Genomic DNA, 15,392 nt, shown 5'->3' with positions numbered 1-15,392 from the left:
GGTCAGAACCGACGCGCGCTAGCGTCTGTGCCGTGATCGTGCTGCTGCCACCGTCGGAGACGAAGCGATCCGGCGGTGACGGGCCGGCTCTGACGATGGATGCGCTCGGTTCACCTGATCTGCACCCCTTGCGAACAGTGTTGGTCGATGAGTTGATCGGCTTGGCGGCTGATCCGGCGGCCAGTAGGCGCGCCTTGGGGATCTCGGCCTCCCAGGACGCAGAGATCGACCGCAACGCGGCGCTGTGGACAGCGCCGACGATGCCGGCTATTCACCGCTATACCGGTGTGCTCTACGACGCTCTGGACATCACCTCGCTGCGCGGCGCGGCGGCCGTGCGTGCGAGGTCGCGGCTGGCCGTCGGATCTGCATTGTTCGGGTTGCTGCGCGCCGACGACCCGATTCCCGCCTATCGGCTGTCGGCTACCTCCCGGCTGCCGGGCCACCCGACGCTGGCTGCCTTCTGGCGGCCGACGCTCGAACCTGTGCTGGCGGCGGTCGCGCACCACGAGTTGGTCGTCGATCTGCGCTCGGGTTCCTACGCCGCGCTGGCGAAAGTGCCCGGTGCGGTCTCGGTGGACGTGGTCGCCGAACACGCCGACGGACGGCGAACCGTGGTCAGCCACTTCAACAAAGCGCACAAGGGTCGGCTGGCGCGGGCGCTGTCGAGCAGCCGCTCAGAGCCGACGGACGCGGCCGGAGTGGCGACTGTCGCCCGGCGCGCGGACATGAGGGTGGAACGTCGCGGCGATCATCTGACCGTCGTCGTCACGGCTTGACACCGATGGTGAAAATTACTGCAGGACAATCAGAGCGCGGCGATGAAGTCAGACGTGTAGAACTCTTTCGGAACCTGCGAGTGAGCGCTGGGGATGGTGATGAACAACCACGCTCCCGTGGCGCCGGATACGACGGGACCTCGCACGGACACCGCGCCGGCGCCTGCGCCATCGGTGAACAGCGCGGTTCCCGCGACGCCCGGTTCTCCACCGTTGCAGCTCACCGCCGACGAGCGCGGCGCCTGGATCAGTCGGACGTCATAGCGCGTGTTGGGCACTCCGGTGTTGAGTTGGATGTCGGCGATGACCTCGGAACCGTCGGTCCACACCTGAGCGGTCGGCCGGGCGTAGCCCGTGCCGCCGACGTACTTGATGTCGCTGAAGTCGCAACGGCGCAGTACCTGGCCGAACGGCACGAAGGTCGCATCCTGTTCGGCGTAGGCCACTGCGACTCCCGCCGTCAGCGGTGCCAGCGCCATCATCAGCGCAGCGGCCGCTTGTGCGGTACGCATGGTTCGGCGCATGTCCTGTGAGTCCTGTTCGTCGGGCGGAATCCGTCGTCCCTATTGACGGACCCGACAAGGTTAGTCTGTCTCACCAAGTTCTGCCCACTCGGGACAGTCCTGCGACTCGGCGTTGACGGGCCGATCCTCCCGCGGGAGACTTTCGCCTGATGTCCACCCTGCGGCTGTACCTCCGGTTCCAGGGGATGATGTTCATGTTCGGCGGACTGGTCGGGCCGATCTTCCTGGTCGTCTACTTCGCCGCTCAGCCTGAGCCCTCGCTGCGGTGGATGTACTGGTGGGGTCTGTTCATCACCGCAGCCGACGTCCTGATCGCCCTCGAGCTCACCGATTCGGCGGTCCGCAGGGACCGGGAGAAATCGGGGATGGCCATCACCGTCGACGCCTGAGCGAATAGCCGAATACAACTGCAGGTCAACAGGTTTGATGGCCGAGTTGCCGACTTCGGCCGGGCGCAGGATGATCCGCATCATGGACACCGGGACGGCCTTCGAACTCGCCGGCATCGACGCGGTCGGTCAGGCCTCTCTGGCCGCTGCGGGCCAGGTTTCCGCCACCGAGTTGCTCGAGGCGGCGATCATCCGACTCGAGGCGGGCCGAGCGCTCAACGCCGTCATCGCCGACCTGTTCGAGCGCGGCCGCGACCAAGCCGCCACCCTCGACCACTCCGGGGTGCTGCGCGCCGGTGGAGCCGGCCCACTGGCGGGGGTTCCGTTCCTGCTCAAAGATCTCGGCGCATCTCTGGCCGGTGCTCCCGAGGCGATGGGGTCACGGGCGCTCCGTAGCCACGTCGCCGGTGAGTCTGCCTGGATCGTCGAGCGGTACCTCGCCGCAGGTCTGGTGGTCTTCGGCAAGACCAACACCCCCGAGTGGGGCAACCACTGCACGACCGAGCCGTCGTTGTTCGGCCCCACCGCCAACCCGTGGTCGCCACAGGTCACTCCCGGCGGCTCCAGTGGCGGATCGGCCGCGGCGGTCGCCGCCGGCGTCGTCCCGGCGGCGTCGGGCGGGGATGGAACCGGGTCGATCCGCGTGCCGGCGGCCTGCTGCGGACTCGTGGGGCTCAAACCGCGTCGCGCCCGCACATCGTCGGGACCCGGTGCCGGGCACGGCCTCGAAGGCCTGGTCAACGAACACGCGCTGACCCGCACGGTCCGCGACAGCGCCGCCCTGCTGGACGCGGTCGCCGGAGCCGGCCTCGGCGACCCGTATTCGGCTCCGGTTCCGGATCAGACCTTCCTGCAGGCGATCTCGTCGCCGACGGCGCCGCAGCGCATCCTGATGTCGAACGCCTCGCCGTTCCCCGGTCCGGCCACCGACCCCGAGGTGGCCGCGGCCGTCGAGCAGACCGGCGCCGTGCTCGAGGGCCTGGGACACGCGGTCGACCGCGGCGCGCCGACCATCGACGCGGACGCCGTCGCCGATGCCATCGCGGTATTGCACACCGTGAGCAACGCGCAACTCCACGATCTGGCCCGCGATCACCTCGGACGGGAACCACGCGAGGACGAGTTCGAGCCCAGCACCTGGGTGATGGTGCGCGAAGGGTTCACCACGACGGGCGTCCAGTACTCTGCCGCGATCGCGGCCGTGCACGCCCAGACGCGGCGCTTCGCCGCGCAGATGGCCGGCCACGACGTCCTTCTGGTGCCCACGCTGCTCAGCGCTCCCCCGCCGTATCAGCTGCTCGATCAGCCGCGCGGGACCACCCGGGCGTTCTTCGACGTCGAGTTCGCCACCACCGGTTGGACATCGCTGGCCAATGTCACCGGCTGGGCGGCGATTTCGCTGCCCCTCGGGACCACCGCCGCCGGACTGCCCATCGGGGTCCAGTTGATGGCACCCGACGAGACCGTCCTGCTGAAGCTGGCCGCGCAGTTGGAGGCGGCGGTACCGTGGGCCGGCCGCCGGCCACCGGGATGGGTCAGCAGCGCGTGACCGAAGGGGCGCGGATGCTCCGGAGACCGGCGTTTCTCGCGGGAGTGATCGGGCGCACAAAGGGGTCGTGGGACACTTTGCCCATGTCTGTCGAGATCGCCCGTCCCAAGCTTGAAGGCAATGTCGCCGTCGGCACCGACCGCCGCATCGGGTTCGCCGAGTTCGGCGATCCACAGGGGCGGGCGATTTTCTGGCTGCACGGAACGCCCGGTGGCCGCCGCCAGATCCCCGTCGAGGCGAGGCTGTGGGCCGAGGACAACCACATCCGGCTCATCGGAGTGGACCGTCCCGGTATCGGCTCCTCGACGCCCTACGAATACCCGAAGATCATCGATTTCGCCGAGGATCTACGGACGATCGCCGACACCCTGGGAATCGACAGGATGGAGATCATCGGCCTCTCGGGTGGCGGCCCGTACACACTGGGATGCGCGGCGGCGATGCCCGATCGGGTGGTCGCCGTCGGGGTGCTCGGCGGCGTCGCCCCGACGCGCGGTGCCGACGGCATCGGCGGCGGGGTCATGGGCAAGGTGGGGCTGCCGGTGGCGCCTCTGCTCGAGTACGTCGGCACCCCGCTAAGCATGGTCGCCGCAGGCTTGATCCGCCTCATCAAGCCGGTCGCCGAGCCGGCTCTCTACCTGTACGCGAGCGTCTCGCCCGAGGGCGACCGTCGACTGCTGGTGCGTCCCGAGTTCAAGGCGATGTTCCTCGACGACCTGCTCAACGGCAGCCGCAAACAACTGGCGGCGCCCTTCGCCGACGTTGTCGTCTTCGCCCGCGACTGGGGCTTCCGGCTCGACGAGGTCAAGGTTCCGGTCCGCTGGTGGCACGGGGACTGCGACCACATCGTGCCCTTCGCCCACGGGGAGCACGTGGTGGCGATGCTGCCGGACGCCGAACTCTTCACGCTGGCGGGCGAGAGCCACCTCGGCGGGCTCGGCGAAGCCGAGGCCATCATGCAGGCGATGAGCGACCTGTGGGACGCCGCCGAGAAGCGTTGAGCGACCTCAGCGCTTGAGCCAGCCCCGCACCGTCGGGAGATCTCTGCTGTAGGTCTGCAGGAAGTCATCGTGGTACAGCGTGCCGCCGCTGATCGCGGTATCACCACGCCAGACGATGTGCACCCGGACAACACCCTTGTTGAAGTAGTCGCTGCGCTCGGCGACACGGTGATTCCAACCCGCCGCCTCGGCGACCGCTGAGACTTCTTGCCGCTCGTCGGTGTCAACCATCGATAAACCCTCCTGTCGGGGCCACCCTATCCTCCGCCGACGAGGATCCGCCGCAGCAGATGCATCGCGATCGTCGTCGAGCGTTCCCGTACGTCCGACCTGTTGCCGGGCATCGTCATGGTTCGGGTGACCGTCGAGCTCTCGGCGCCCTCAGCCAGCGCCACCGAAAAGCACACGGTACCCACCGGTTTGGTCGCCGTGCCGCCGCCCGGCCCGGCGATGCCGGTGATCGCCACCGCGGTGTCGGAGCCGAAACGGTCCAGCGCACCGCGCGCCATCGCGTCGGCCACCGGCTCGGACACCGCCCCGTGCTGGGCGATCAGCGCAGGATCGACGCCGAGCAGTTCGACCTTGGCGGCGTCGGAGTAGGTCACCACACCACCGACGACGTAGGCCGACGAGCCGGGCCGCTCGGTGAGCCTTGCCGCCAACAGCCCACCGGTACACGATTCGGCGGTGGCGATGCGGCGCCCCTCCAGCAGGCCCGCGATCTGATCGTCGACCAGCGCCCCGTCCTCGGAGAAGATCTCGCGCGGGTGCCGGTCGCGCAGCGCGGTCATCAGATCGGTGTACACGCCGGCGTACCGCGGCTCATATCGTGTGACGATCTCCAACTCCCCGCGCCGCAGGCACGTGGTGATCTCCAGGTGCTCGAAGCCGTCGACGCTGCTCTCGGCGGCACGCAGGGTGTCGGCGAGGCCCGATTCGGGGAGACCGAACATCCGCACGGTCTGTTGCTCGAACGGTGTGCGGTCGGCGATGGCCGCCTGGACGGCGTCGGTGGTGACGGCGGCGTCCCACATCGGCTGGAGCTCACGCGGCGGACCGGGCAGAACGACGACGGTGGGCGAGCCCGGCACGACGACGCCGGGCGCGGTGCCCACCGGGTCGAGTACGACTGCGCCGGCCGGCACCAGTGCCTGCTTGCGGTTGGCCGCGCGCACCGCATCAAGATCCACGCCGGGGAATCTGGTCATCAGTCCGGTGACGATGTCCCCGATCTTGACCTCGAGCGCGTCGTCGAGCACCAGCTCGCGCTCGCAGAACCGGGCGACCACCTCCACCGTCATGTCGTCGGCGGTCGGGCCGAGGCCACCGCTGGTGATGATGAGGTCCACACCCTCATCGGCGAGGAACCGCAATTGCGCCTCGATGTCGGCGGGACGGTCACCGCACAGCGTGATGTGGCGTAGTTCCACACCCAACTCGAGCAGTTGATCAGCGAGCCAGGGGCCGTTGCGGTCCTGGACGCGTCCAGTGAGGACTTCGGTCCCCGTCACCACGATTCCGGCCCGTACGCTCACGGAGAACGACACTACGCATCAGTCGGGGCCTGCTTCGCCCCGGGCGGGGGCGCTCTACTTGTGGGGCACGTCGTTGACCAGGCCACCGTCCATGACGAACTCGGCGCCTGTGGCGTAGCGCGATTCGTCGCTGGCCAGGAACACCACGAAGGTCGCCACCTCTTCGGGCTGACCCGGGCGGCCCAGCGGAATGCGCAACATGTTGTCGGGGAAATGCTTGGTCATCGGCGTCCGGATGAAGCCGGGGTGCACCGAGTTCACCCGGATGTTGTGCGCCCCCAATTCGAGCGCCGCGGACTTCGTCAGGCCGCGAACCGCCCACTTGGACGCGACGTACGGGTGCACCATGACGGCGCCGCGCAGACCCTCGATGGAGGAGATGTTGATGATCGATCCGCCGCCGGCAGCTTTCATCGCCTCGACCGAAGCCTGCATGCCGAGGAAGGTGCCGGTGAGATTGACGTCGATGACCTTCTGCCACTTGGCCATGTCGAACTGACCGATCAGGCCCAGCGCGACCGTGCCCGCGTTGTTGACGAGGACGTTCAGTTTGCCGAAGTCGTTGACCGCGGTAGCGACCGCAGCGTCCCACTCGTCGGCCTGGGTGACGTCGAGGTGCACGTAGCGCGCGGAATCCGGTGTGGTCGCGTTGATCTCCTCGGCCAGGTCCTTGCCTTTGTCGTCGAGGATGTCACCGATGACGACCTTGGCGCCTTCAGCTACCAGCGCCCGGGCATCCTCGGCGCCCATCCCCTGCGCGCCGCCGCTGATGAGTGCCACTTTTCCGTCCACGCGTCCCATGGGGCGACAGGTTACCGCACGGCGATCGGGAAACTAGAACCTGTTCCAATTTTGTCACACACCTTGCATACTGCTCGCCATGGCTATTCGTGTGGCGCTCATCGGTACCGGCAACTGCGGCAGCCTGGCACTGCGGCAACTCATCGAAGATGCCCGCTTCGACCTGACCGGAGTGTGGGTGTCCTCGGAGGCCAAGGTCGGCAAGGATGCCGGCGAGTTGGCGCGCCTCGACGTGACGACGGGCGTCGTGGCCGTCAACGACATGGATGCGATCATCGGCGCCGCGCCGGACTGCGTCGTCTACTGCGCGATGGGCGACGTACGTCCGCGTGAAGCGCTGGCCGACGTCCGTGGGCTGCTCGAGGCGGGCATCAACGTCGTCGGCTCCTCGCCCGGGTTTCTCGAGTACCCGTGGGGCGTCATCCCCGACAGAACCGTCGAACGGGTGGAAACCGCTGCGCAACAAGGGAATGCAAGCCTCTTCATCACCGGTGTCGATCCCGGTTTCGTCACCGACCTGCTGCCACTCGCGCTGGCGAGCACCTGTCAGAGCATCGAACAGATCCGCATGATGGAGATCGCCGACTACGCCACCTACGACGGAGCCACGGTGATGTTCGACGTGATGGGTTTCGGCAAGCCTGTCGCACAGGAGGTAGCCGACCTGCCTTTCCTCTACCAGCCCGGCATGCTGAGCTCCGCGTGGGGCGTCGGAATCCGTCAGCTCGCCGCCGGTCTCGGCGTCGAACTCGACGAGATCCGCGACTCCGTGGAGCAGGAGCCCGCTCCGGAGGACTTCGACGTCGCCGTCGGCACCATCAAGAAGGGAACGGTCGCGGCGGTGCGGTTCCTGATCGAGGGAGTGGTCGGAGGCAGGCCCGCCCTCGTGGTGGAACACGTCACCCGGCTGCGCGGTGACCTCCGGCCCGACTGGGCTCAGCCGGCACAGGAAGGCGGGTCCTACCGGGTGGAGATCACCGGGGAGCCGTCCTACGTCATGGACATTTCACCGACGAGTCGCAACGGCGATCACAACTACGCGGCGATCTTGGCCGCAGCGGGCCGGATCGTCAACGCCATCCCCGAGGTCGTCGCGTCGGCCCCGGGAATCCGGTCGACGCTCGACCTGCCGCTGGTGAAGGGTATGGGGATAGCCCACCCGTCGTGATCAGAGAGCGTTGATCCCGTTCCATTCGAGCCGCACCCGGGTCCCCGTCGGCGAGGTCTCGATCGTCGCCCGGTCCGACAGTGCCTCCATCAACGGGATGCCGCGGCCCCTGGTCCGCGGCGCGGGGTCGGTCTGGCGTTCACGCCAGGTTCCGCGGTCGCAGATGTGCACCGTCAGGTTCTGCTCGGCGGGACGGTAGCTCGCCTGGACGTCGAACGTGCCGGGTTGGTCGGCCAGCAGGTAGGCGAACTCCGCGGCGTTGGCCAATGCCTCGTTGAGGGCCAGCACCACATCGCTCGACTTGATGGGATCCAGGTCGAAGAACTGCCGCAGCCACTGCGCGAAGTCCTGGCGGGTCCGGGAGACCGTCTCGGCCTCGGCACGGAGGCCGAAGCGCTCGAAGCGCGTTGCGTTGGCCGTTTCAGCCGGCGGCATGGGATCGATCATGGCAGTCGGTGGCTACCCCGGGAAGCACGTTCCTACGCGACTTTTTTACGCCGTGTGAGCTGCGAGAGCTTCGTCGAGGTTCGGATAGAGGCTGAGGATGTCGGCGATGCCCACCAGTTTCAGCGGACGACTGGTCGCCGGTCCGTCGGCGACGACGCTGATGCTCACGTCGGATCCGGCCTTGTCGTGCGCGGCGACGAGCACGCCCATCCCGGCGGACGCGAGGAACTCGACGTCGGTGAAGTCGACGACAACCCCGGCCGGCCCCTGCTCGAGAGCGCCGTTGATCGCGGTTTCGAGCTGGGGTGAGGTGAGCATGTCGACCACGCCGGCCACCGATACGACCGCGACCCGGTCGACCCATCGCTCGGTGACGACACAGGTCGACGACGACGCCGCCCCCGATGAGGCGCTGGTGCCTTCGGCTGCTTGCTCGTTCAAGGTTCACCTTCCATGTCGGGCCGTCACGCATACGGCAAGTGCACTGACCAGTGCTACTTGCGCAGGCTGCATCCTGAACCCGGCAAGACCAAACTACCGTGGTCGTCTGCTTCGACCCGGCCACAGATTAAACCAGCAGTGCACATGGCGTCCGTACCATGGTGGGTCAACCCTTCGTGAGCACAGGAGCGGAATGACCGCGGACGCCGCAGACCGCACGGATCCGATAGCGCAGATCGCGGCTAGTCCAGCCGGGCCCCAGGTCGGGGCGTTCTTTGATCTCGACGGCACGCTCGTCGATGGATTCACCGCGACCGCCCACGCCGGGGACCGGATCCGCCGACGTCAGGCCCGCATCGGTGAGGTGCTGGGGGTGATCGAGGCCTCGATGCGGTACCGATTCGGGCGACTGCACTTCGAGCGGCTCCTGACCCGCGCCGCCGGATACCTGCGGGGTGAGTCCCTGGCCGATCTCGACGCCATCGGCGACCGGCTGTTCAGCGAACGGGTCCGGTCGCGGGTGTATCCCGCGATGCGCGAGATCGTCCTGGCCCATCAGCGGCGCGGCCACACCGTGGTGATGTGCTCCTCGGCGCTGACGATCCACGCCGAACCGGTCGCGCGGTATCTCGTCATCGACCACGTGCTGTGTAACCACTTCGATCTCGACGACGCGGGGCGGCTGACTGGGTTCATCGCCAAGCCGGTGATCTGGGGCAAACAGAAAGCCGCGGCTGTCGAGCGATTCGCCGAGGCCAACGTCGTCGATTTGGCGAGCAGCTACTTCTACGCCGACGGCGACGAGGACGCCGCGCTGATGGCCAAGGTCGGTCAACCGAGGCCGGTGAACCCGCGTAGGGGCCTCGCGGCGATGGCTGCCGAACAGGGTTGGCCGGTGCTGCGGATGCAGAACCCGGGTAAGGGCTCTCGTGGTGGGCTCCGTGGTGTACTAAAGTAGAACACGTTTCAGTTTTGCTTGAATGCCCACCAGGAGCGGACTATGCATACTCCCCTGTGCGACCAACTCGACATCGATCTCCCGATCTTCGCGTTCACCCATTGCCGCGACGTCGTGGTCGCGGTGAGCAAGGCAGGCGGCTTCGGCGTGCTGGGTGCGGTGGGGTTCACCCCCGAGCAACTCGAGATCGAGCTGAACTGGATCGACGAGCACATCGGTGACCACACCTACGGCGTCGACATCGTCATCCCGAACAAGTACGAGGGGATGGACTCGAATCTGTCCGCCGACGAACTCGCCAAGATGCTGCAGGACATGGTTCCGCAGGAACACCTCGATTTCGCCAAGAAGATCTTGACCGACCATGGCGTACCGCTCACCGCCGAGGACAACGAGAGCACCCTGCAGCTGCTCGGTTGGACCGAGGCGACTGCCACACCCCAGGTCGAGGTCGCGCTGAAGCACCCGAAGATGACGCTGATCGCCAACGCGCTGGGCACCCCGCCGAAGGACATGATCGACCACATCCACGCCGAGGGCCGTAAGGTCGCCGCGCTGTGCGGCTCGCCCAGCCAGGCGCGCAAACACGCTGATGCGGGCGTCGACATCATCATCGCCCAGGGCGGCGAGGCCGGCGGACACAGTGGTGAGGTCGGCTCGATCGTGCTGTGGCCGCAGGTCGTCAAGGAGGTTGCCCCGGTGCCGGTTCTGGCCGCGGGCGGGATCGGCAGCGGCCAGCAGATCGCCGCGGCGCTTGCGCTGGGCGCGCAGGGCGCCTGGACCGGATCGCAGTGGCTGATGGTCGAGGAGGCCGAGAACACCCCGGTGCAGCAGGCGGCCTACGTTAAGGCCGGTAGCCGCGACACCGTCCGCAGCCGTTCGTTCACCGGCAAACCGGCCCGGATGCTGCGTAATGACTGGACCGATGCCTGGGAGAGCCCGGACAATCCGAAGCCGCTCGGAATGCCCTTGCAGTTCATGGTCTCCGGACTCGCCGTCGCCGCGACGCACAAGTACCCCGACGAGACCATCGATGTCGCCTTCAATCCGGTCGGCCAGGTGGTCGGACAGTTCCAGAAGGTGGAGAAGACGTCGGCGGTCATCGAGCGGTGGGTTCAGGAGTATCTGGAGGCGACGGCCACGCTCAACGAGCTGAACGAGGCCGCCAGCGTGTGACGTCGGTGTAGTTGGTCATGCCGAGCACGACCAACTACACCGAAGCCACGGAGGTGTCAGTAGTCCCAGACGGTCGCGACGAAGCGGAAAGCATTGCCCGCGAACGCCACTCGGCACACCGACGGGAATGGCAGATGAGTGGCCACCAGTTGCTCGCCGCTCGCTGCCAGCTCCGTCAACAGGTTGACCCGCACTCGGGCGGACTCCTCGGGGTCGTGTTCGAAGCCGTTCTGCCACTCGGGGTTGTCGAACCCAGGCTGGAACACCGCGTCACCGGCGAATGTCAAGGCCTCGCCTCGTGATTCGAGGCGAACGATGCTGTGCCCGGGGGTGTGACCGCCGGTGCGTCGGATCACCACCCCGGGTGCCACCTCGTACTCCTTCTCGAAGGTCTGTAACTGGTTGCGATACACCTCCAGGAACTGCGTGGCGGTCGCCCGAAGCACGTCCGGAATCGGCGCAGGCATGACGGTGCGCGAGAAATCGGGTGCCTCCCAGAACTCGGCCTCGGCCGTCGCCACATGCACGCGGACGTCGGGCCGCAGCCGGCCGCGCAGCCCGTCGACGAGCAGTCCGCCGATGTGGTCCATGTGCAGGTGGGTGAGCACGACGTCGGTCACCGACGACGGGGCGATGCCGGCGGCGTCCAGCCGCATGGCCAGTTGGCCGGCGCGCGGGAAGCCGGGGAACTCCGTGCCGAGCCCGGAGTCGATGAGGATCGTCTTGTCGCCGCTGTGCACCACGGCCACGTTCAGCGGCCAGTCGAGCACCTCCGGCGGCAGGTACATGTCCTTGAGCCAGGCCGACAAGTCGGCCGGGGCCACGTTGGTGGCCATCGTGACGGCGGTGATCGGAAGTACCCCGTCGCTGATCACCATCACGTCGATGTCGCCGACCTTCAGCGCGTAGCGCGACGGAACCAACTCGTCGAGCCCTGCCCGACCGAGCAGCGGAATGCTGTCCAAGCTCATGTTCTTCTCCTTCTGAACGCGTTACCGGAAGACAAGGTGGGCATCACCCGTCTTTGCCGTGGAACTCGCGCCGGCCACGGGATTCATCCCCGGTGGTCTTCTGTGACCAGGATGAATCGGCGGGCGTCCAGCCGTTCTGGCCATCGGAGTGCGGCCCAACGCGCCGCAACGGTCAGCAGCCGCTGATCCCATCGCCTGAGCGCGATAATTATGTAGAGTCACATACATAAAACCAGGGAAGGCGGTCCGGCACCGGTGACAAGTCCTCGTGAACGCATGGTGATCTCCGCGGCGCTGCTGATCCGGGAACGGGGTGCGCACCCGACCGCCATCGCCGACGTCCTCGAGCACAGCGGCGCGCCCAGGGGGTCGGCTTACCACTACTTTCCCGGCGGCCGAACGCAGCTGCTCTGTGAAGCGGTCGATTATGCGGGCGAGTTCATGGCAGCCAGGCTCGGCGTCGCCACCTCGACACTCGAGGCGCTCGACGCTCTCTTCGACGACTACCGCAAACAGCTGCAGCGCAGCGACTTTCGGGCAGGATGCCCGGTCGTCGCAGTCGCTGTCGAAGCGGGCGATCCGGCCAAGCCCGACCAGGCGCAACCCGTGATCGAGCGGGCTGCCGCGGCCTTCGCCCGATGGCGCAGCGTGATCGAGCAGCGGTTGATCGCCGACGGCGTCCCCGTGCACCGCACCGGCGCTCTGGCGATGCTGATCCTCTCGTCCTTCGAGGGCGCGATCGTCATCGCGCGGGCGTCACGCGACCTCGAACCACTCGACACAGTCCATGTCCAGCTCCGGTCGTTGCTCGGTGCCGAGATCCGACCCCGGGAAGAAAGCGAATGACGCGATGACCGACTGGCAGCCCACGGCGTGCATCTTGTGCGAATGCAATTGCGGCATCGTGGTGCAGGTAGCCGACCGCACCCTGGCCCGCATCCGCGGCGACAAGGACCACCCCGCGTCGCAGGGGTACACCTGCAACAAGGCGTTGCGCCTGGACCACTACCAGAACAATCGAAGCCGCCTGACGTCTCCCATGAGGCGAACGCCGGACGGAACCTACGAGGAAGTCGACTGGGACACTGCGATTTCCGAGATCGCTGCTGGATTCCAGGCGGTCGCCGACACTCACGGCGGCGACAAGATCCTCTACTACGGCGGTGGCGGCCAGGGCAATCATCTCGGTGGCGCTTACAGTGGCGCATTCCTCAAGGCCCTCGGTTCCCACCACCGCTCCAATGCGCTCGCTCAGGAGAAGACCGGCGAGCACTGGGTCGACGCCCACCTCTACGGAAATCACACCCGCGGCGAGTTCGAGCACGCCGAGGTCTCGGTGTTCATCGGCAAGAACCCGTGGATGTCTCAGAGCTTTCCCCGGGCCCGGGTGGTCCTCCACGAGATCGCCAACGATCCGGACCGGTCGATGGTGGTCATCGATCCGGTGGTCACCGACACCGCCAAGATGGCCGACTTCCACCTGCGGGTCCGACCGGGCGCCGACGCGTGGTGTCTGGCCGCCCTTGCCGCCGTGCTGGTCCAGGAAGAACTCTGTGATGAGGAGTTCCTCGCCGAGCATGTCACCGGTGTCGCGGCGGTGCGTGAGGTCCTCGACGAGGTGCCGGTCGGTGAGTACGCACGGCGTTGTGGGGTCGAGGAGGATCTGCTGCGGGCCGCCGCCCGGCGTATCGGGACGGCGGGCAGCGTGGCGGTGTTCGAGGACCTCGGTGTGCAGCAGTCACCCAACAGCACGTTGTGTTCGTACTTGAACAAGATGCTGTGGATTCTGACCGGAAACTTCGCCAAACGTGGTGGCCAGCACCTGCATTCGTCGTTCGCCCCGCTGTTCCGTCCCGGCGGGGTCGGCCGGACGCCGGTGACGGGTGCGCCGATCATCGGTGGGTTGATGCCCAGCAACGTGGTGCCCGAGGAGATCCTGACCGACCACCCAGACCGGTTTCGCGCGATGATCGTGGAGAGCAGCAACCCGGCGCACTCTGTCGCGGACTCGCACGCGGTGTCGGAAGCGTTCACCGCGCTCGAACTGCTCGTGGTCATCGACGTCGCGATGACCGAGACGGCCCGGTTGGCGCACTATGTGCTCCCCGCCGCCACCCAGTTCGAGAAGGTCGAAGCGACCTTCTTCAACCTCGAATTCCCCCACAACACATTCCATCTTCGGCACCCGCTGTTGGAACCCCTACCCGGCACACTGCCCGAGCCCGAGATCTGGGCGCGTCTGGTGCGTGCCCTCGAGGTCGTCGACGAGGCCGAGCTGGTTCCTCTGCGCGACGCTGCCGTGCGGGGCCGCGCAGATTTCACCGAAGCCTTCCTCGTGGCGGTCGGCGCCAACCCTGGGTTGGGCAAGGTGCTGCCGTTTGTGTTGTACGAGACGTTGGGTCCGACACTGCCCGTGGGGCTTTCCGGGGCGGCCGCGTTGTGGGGGCTGGCGCAGAAGGCGGCGATGACCTACCCGGAGGCGGTCCGCCGTGCCGGGCACGCCGACGGCAACGCGCTGTTCGACGCAATTCTGCAGAGCCGTTCGGGCGTCACGTTCACCGTCCACGAGTACGGCGACGATTTTGCGCTGATCTCGCATCCGGATCACAAGATCGCCCTGGAGATACCCGAGATGCTCGCCGACATGAAGGGATTGGCCGCCCCGCCCAGGGAACTGACCTCACCGGAGTTCCCGATCGTGCTGTCGGCCGGCGAGCGTCGCGCGTACACCGCCAACGACATCATCCGCGACCCCTCCTGGCGTAAGCGGGACGCGGACGGAGCGCTCCGGGTGAGTGCTCAGGACGCGGACGCACTCGGGCTCACCGACGGTGGCCGGGCGCGGATCACGACAGCGGCGGGTGCGGCAGAGGCGACCGTCGAGATCAGCGAGTCGATGCTGCCCGGCCATGTGTCACTGCCCAATGGCTATGGTCTCGATTTTGTCGATGGTGACGGCAGTGGGCAGGTTCCCGGGGTGGCGCCGAATTCACTCACCTCGAGCGGCTGGCGGGACGCCTACGCCGGAACGCCCTGGCACAAACATGTTCCGGCACGAATCCAACCCGCAGTGGCGTCGGCGGCTGCCGACTAAGGAGTGACGGGCGCGGGTTCGGTGCCGGGCGGCAACGGCGCGGGCGGCAACGGTGCCTGTGGCCCCACCGGTAGTCCCGGCGGTGGCGCGGCGTCGGCGACCATCGGCCGCTGCGTCAGCAGCAGCAGCGCGTCGCCGCCGCTGACCTCCTGCGTCTGCATGGCGTGCCACAGATCCCGCAGATATGTCAGTCGCGGCTGGCTCGGCGCCACCGGGGCGTCGCTGGTGCCGGGGGGCAGGTTGTCCAGGCTCGGCAGATGGGGAACGCCCTCGGCCGCGGCTTCGGCTGGGCCGGTCGTGACGGCCTGGGGCGCGATCTCGGCCCCCAGCGGTGCCGCCGGCGCGGCGACGGGTGCCGGCGCGGCGACGGGTGCCGGCACCGGCGCGGGCGGCGGCACCGGTTCAGCCGCCGCGGGCGCGGCCGCGACCATCAGCGAGGCGAACGCGGCAGCGCCGACCAGGGAAATGCTCTTCGTGTCTAATCCGAACTTCACCGATGCCCCCTCCGGGTGTGGCGGTTGGTACTGGATGCATCTGCTGCGGCACTGAAATCGTTACA

17 protein-coding genes are annotated in these 15,392 nt (G+C 67.5%); 9 read left to right on the top strand and 8 right to left on the bottom strand.

Annotated elements, in window-relative coordinates:
* Window positions 1–32: 32 nt before the first annotated feature.
* Window positions 33–779: a peroxide stress protein YaaA gene (yaaA, locus tag ABDC78_RS15325; RefSeq protein ID WP_178360277.1), complete on the top strand. Its 747-nt coding sequence runs from the start codon at window positions 33–35 to the stop codon at window positions 777–779.
* A gap of 29 nt (window positions 780–808) precedes the next feature.
* On the opposite strand, the gene ABDC78_RS15320 is transcribed toward yaaA, so the two are convergent.
* Complete coding sequence (locus ABDC78_RS15320) at window positions 809–1,291, bottom strand: hypothetical protein (protein WP_256736187.1); 483 nt, start codon at window positions 1,289–1,291, stop codon at window positions 809–811.
* A gap of 161 nt (window positions 1,292–1,452) precedes the next feature.
* Here ABDC78_RS15320 and ABDC78_RS15315 point away from each other — a divergent pair, with 161 nt between their 5' ends.
* The 3 genes from ABDC78_RS15315 to ABDC78_RS15305 all read left to right on the top strand — a co-directional run bounded on the left by ABDC78_RS15315 (window position 1,453) and on the right by ABDC78_RS15305 (window position 4,242).
* Window positions 1,453–1,692, top strand: a complete 240-nt coding sequence (locus ABDC78_RS15315; protein ID WP_178360279.1) for a hypothetical protein — start codon at window positions 1,453–1,455, stop codon at window positions 1,690–1,692.
* A gap of 82 nt (window positions 1,693–1,774) precedes the next feature.
* The gene (locus tag ABDC78_RS15310; protein ID WP_178360329.1) at window positions 1,775–3,241 is read left to right on the top strand and encodes an amidase; all 1,467 of its coding nucleotides are present in this window, start codon (window positions 1,775–1,777) and stop codon (window positions 3,239–3,241) included.
* 83 nt (window positions 3,242–3,324) lie between these two features.
* A complete protein-coding gene (locus tag ABDC78_RS15305) occupies window positions 3,325–4,242 on the top strand; it encodes an alpha/beta hydrolase (RefSeq protein ID WP_178360280.1) in 918 nt (305 codons plus the stop codon).
* Between the two features lie 6 nt (window positions 4,243–4,248).
* Here the strand turns inward: ABDC78_RS15305 and ABDC78_RS15300 are convergent, their stop codons facing one another.
* Genes ABDC78_RS15300 through ABDC78_RS15290 form a run of 3 tightly spaced genes read right to left on the bottom strand, consistent with a single transcriptional unit; the run spans window position 4,249 to window position 6,578 of the window.
* The gene (locus ABDC78_RS15300) at window positions 4,249–4,473 is read right to left on the bottom strand and encodes a hypothetical protein (RefSeq protein WP_178360281.1); all 225 of its coding nucleotides are present in this window, start codon (window positions 4,471–4,473) and stop codon (window positions 4,249–4,251) included.
* 26 nt (window positions 4,474–4,499) lie between these two features.
* Entirely contained in the window at window positions 4,500–5,777 is a 1,278-nt protein-coding gene (locus ABDC78_RS15295) for a competence/damage-inducible protein A (RefSeq protein WP_178360282.1), read from the bottom strand.
* A 54-nt stretch (window positions 5,778–5,831) separates the two neighbouring features.
* Window positions 5,832–6,578, bottom strand: coding sequence for a glucose 1-dehydrogenase (locus ABDC78_RS15290; protein ID WP_178360283.1), 747 nt, complete (start codon window positions 6,576–6,578; stop codon window positions 5,832–5,834).
* 79 nt (window positions 6,579–6,657) lie between these two features.
* Here ABDC78_RS15290 and ABDC78_RS15285 point away from each other — a divergent pair, with 79 nt between their 5' ends.
* Complete coding sequence (locus ABDC78_RS15285) at window positions 6,658–7,746, top strand: diacylglycerol kinase (RefSeq protein ID WP_178360284.1); 1,089 nt, start codon at window positions 6,658–6,660, stop codon at window positions 7,744–7,746.
* Here ABDC78_RS15285 and ABDC78_RS15280 read toward each other — a convergent pair whose 3' ends face one another.
* Window positions 7,747–8,193 (bottom strand): ATP-binding protein, encoded by a 447-nt coding sequence (locus tag ABDC78_RS15280; protein WP_178360285.1) that lies wholly within the window; start codon window positions 8,191–8,193, stop codon window positions 7,747–7,749.
* A 45-nt stretch (window positions 8,194–8,238) separates the two neighbouring features.
* Window positions 8,239–8,634: an STAS domain-containing protein gene (locus ABDC78_RS15275; RefSeq protein WP_178360286.1), complete on the bottom strand. Its 396-nt coding sequence runs from the start codon at window positions 8,632–8,634 to the stop codon at window positions 8,239–8,241.
* 193 nt (window positions 8,635–8,827) lie between these two features.
* On the opposite strand from ABDC78_RS15275, the gene ABDC78_RS15270 reads away from it, so the two are divergent.
* Both ABDC78_RS15270 and ABDC78_RS15265 read left to right on the top strand, forming a co-directional pair.
* Entirely contained in the window at window positions 8,828–9,592 is a 765-nt protein-coding gene (locus ABDC78_RS15270; protein WP_178360287.1) for an HAD-IB family hydrolase, read from the top strand.
* Between the two features lie 42 nt (window positions 9,593–9,634).
* Window positions 9,635–10,768, top strand: a complete 1,134-nt coding sequence (locus tag ABDC78_RS15265; RefSeq protein WP_178360288.1) for a nitronate monooxygenase family protein — start codon at window positions 9,635–9,637, stop codon at window positions 10,766–10,768.
* A 56-nt stretch (window positions 10,769–10,824) separates the two neighbouring features.
* Here the strand turns inward: ABDC78_RS15265 and ABDC78_RS15260 are convergent, their stop codons facing one another.
* Window positions 10,825–11,739, bottom strand: coding sequence for an MBL fold metallo-hydrolase (locus ABDC78_RS15260; RefSeq protein ID WP_178360289.1), 915 nt, complete (start codon window positions 11,737–11,739; stop codon window positions 10,825–10,827).
* Window positions 11,740–11,994: 255 nt separating this feature from the next.
* Between ABDC78_RS15260 and ABDC78_RS15255 the strand changes: the two genes are divergently transcribed.
* Window positions 11,995–12,585 carry a TetR/AcrR family transcriptional regulator gene (locus tag ABDC78_RS15255; RefSeq protein WP_178360290.1) on the top strand — a complete coding sequence of 197 codons (591 nt, stop codon included), beginning with the start codon at window positions 11,995–11,997 and terminating at the stop codon, window positions 12,583–12,585.
* 4 nt (window positions 12,586–12,589) lie between these two features.
* On the top strand, window positions 12,590–14,833 hold the full coding sequence (locus ABDC78_RS15250; RefSeq protein ID WP_178360291.1) for a molybdopterin-dependent oxidoreductase: 2,244 nt from the start codon (window positions 12,590–12,592) through the stop codon (window positions 14,831–14,833).
* Here the strand turns inward: ABDC78_RS15250 and ABDC78_RS15245 are convergent.
* On the bottom strand, window positions 14,830–15,327 hold the full coding sequence (locus tag ABDC78_RS15245; protein ID WP_178360292.1) for a hypothetical protein: 498 nt from the start codon (window positions 15,325–15,327) through the stop codon (window positions 14,830–14,832). The two genes, ABDC78_RS15250 and ABDC78_RS15245, sit on opposite strands and share 4 nt — an antisense overlap.
* Window positions 15,328–15,392 lie beyond the last annotated feature (65 nt).

Source organism: Mycobacterium sp. DL, from assembly GCF_039729195.1.
GTDB lineage: Bacteria > Actinomycetota > Actinomycetes > Mycobacteriales > Mycobacteriaceae > Mycobacterium > Mycobacterium hippocampi_A.
Note: the sequence above shows the minus strand (reverse complement) of the source record. Positions and strands in the feature narration are given on the sequence as shown.

Coding starts and splice junctions, on each gene's coding strand:
- ABDC78_RS15310 (WP_178360329.1), top strand. CDS start 1,775: ATGGACACCGGGACGGCCTTCGAACTCGCCGGCATCGACGCGGTCGGT.
- ABDC78_RS15305 (WP_178360280.1), top strand. CDS start 3,325: ATGTCTGTCGAGATCGCCCGTCCCAAGCTTGAAGGCAATGTCGCCGTC.
- ABDC78_RS15320 (WP_256736187.1), bottom strand. CDS start 1,291: ATGCGTACCGCACAAGCGGCCGCTGCGCTGATGATGGCGCTGGCACCG.
- ABDC78_RS15300 (WP_178360281.1), bottom strand. CDS start 4,473: ATGGTTGACACCGACGAGCGGCAAGAAGTCTCAGCGGTCGCCGAGGCG.
- ABDC78_RS15315 (WP_178360279.1), top strand. CDS start 1,453: ATGTCCACCCTGCGGCTGTACCTCCGGTTCCAGGGGATGATGTTCATG.
- ABDC78_RS15285 (WP_178360284.1), top strand. CDS start 6,658: ATGGCTATTCGTGTGGCGCTCATCGGTACCGGCAACTGCGGCAGCCTG.
- ABDC78_RS15270 (WP_178360287.1), top strand. CDS start 8,828: ATGACCGCGGACGCCGCAGACCGCACGGATCCGATAGCGCAGATCGCG.
- ABDC78_RS15280 (WP_178360285.1), bottom strand. CDS start 8,193: ATGATCGATCCCATGCCGCCGGCTGAAACGGCCAACGCAACGCGCTTC.
- ABDC78_RS15290 (WP_178360283.1), bottom strand. CDS start 6,578: ATGGGACGCGTGGACGGAAAAGTGGCACTCATCAGCGGCGGCGCGCAG.
- ABDC78_RS15250 (WP_178360291.1), top strand. CDS start 12,590: ATGACCGACTGGCAGCCCACGGCGTGCATCTTGTGCGAATGCAATTGC.
- ABDC78_RS15265 (WP_178360288.1), top strand. CDS start 9,635: ATGCATACTCCCCTGTGCGACCAACTCGACATCGATCTCCCGATCTTC.
- ABDC78_RS15260 (WP_178360289.1), bottom strand. CDS start 11,739: ATGAGCTTGGACAGCATTCCGCTGCTCGGTCGGGCAGGGCTCGACGAG.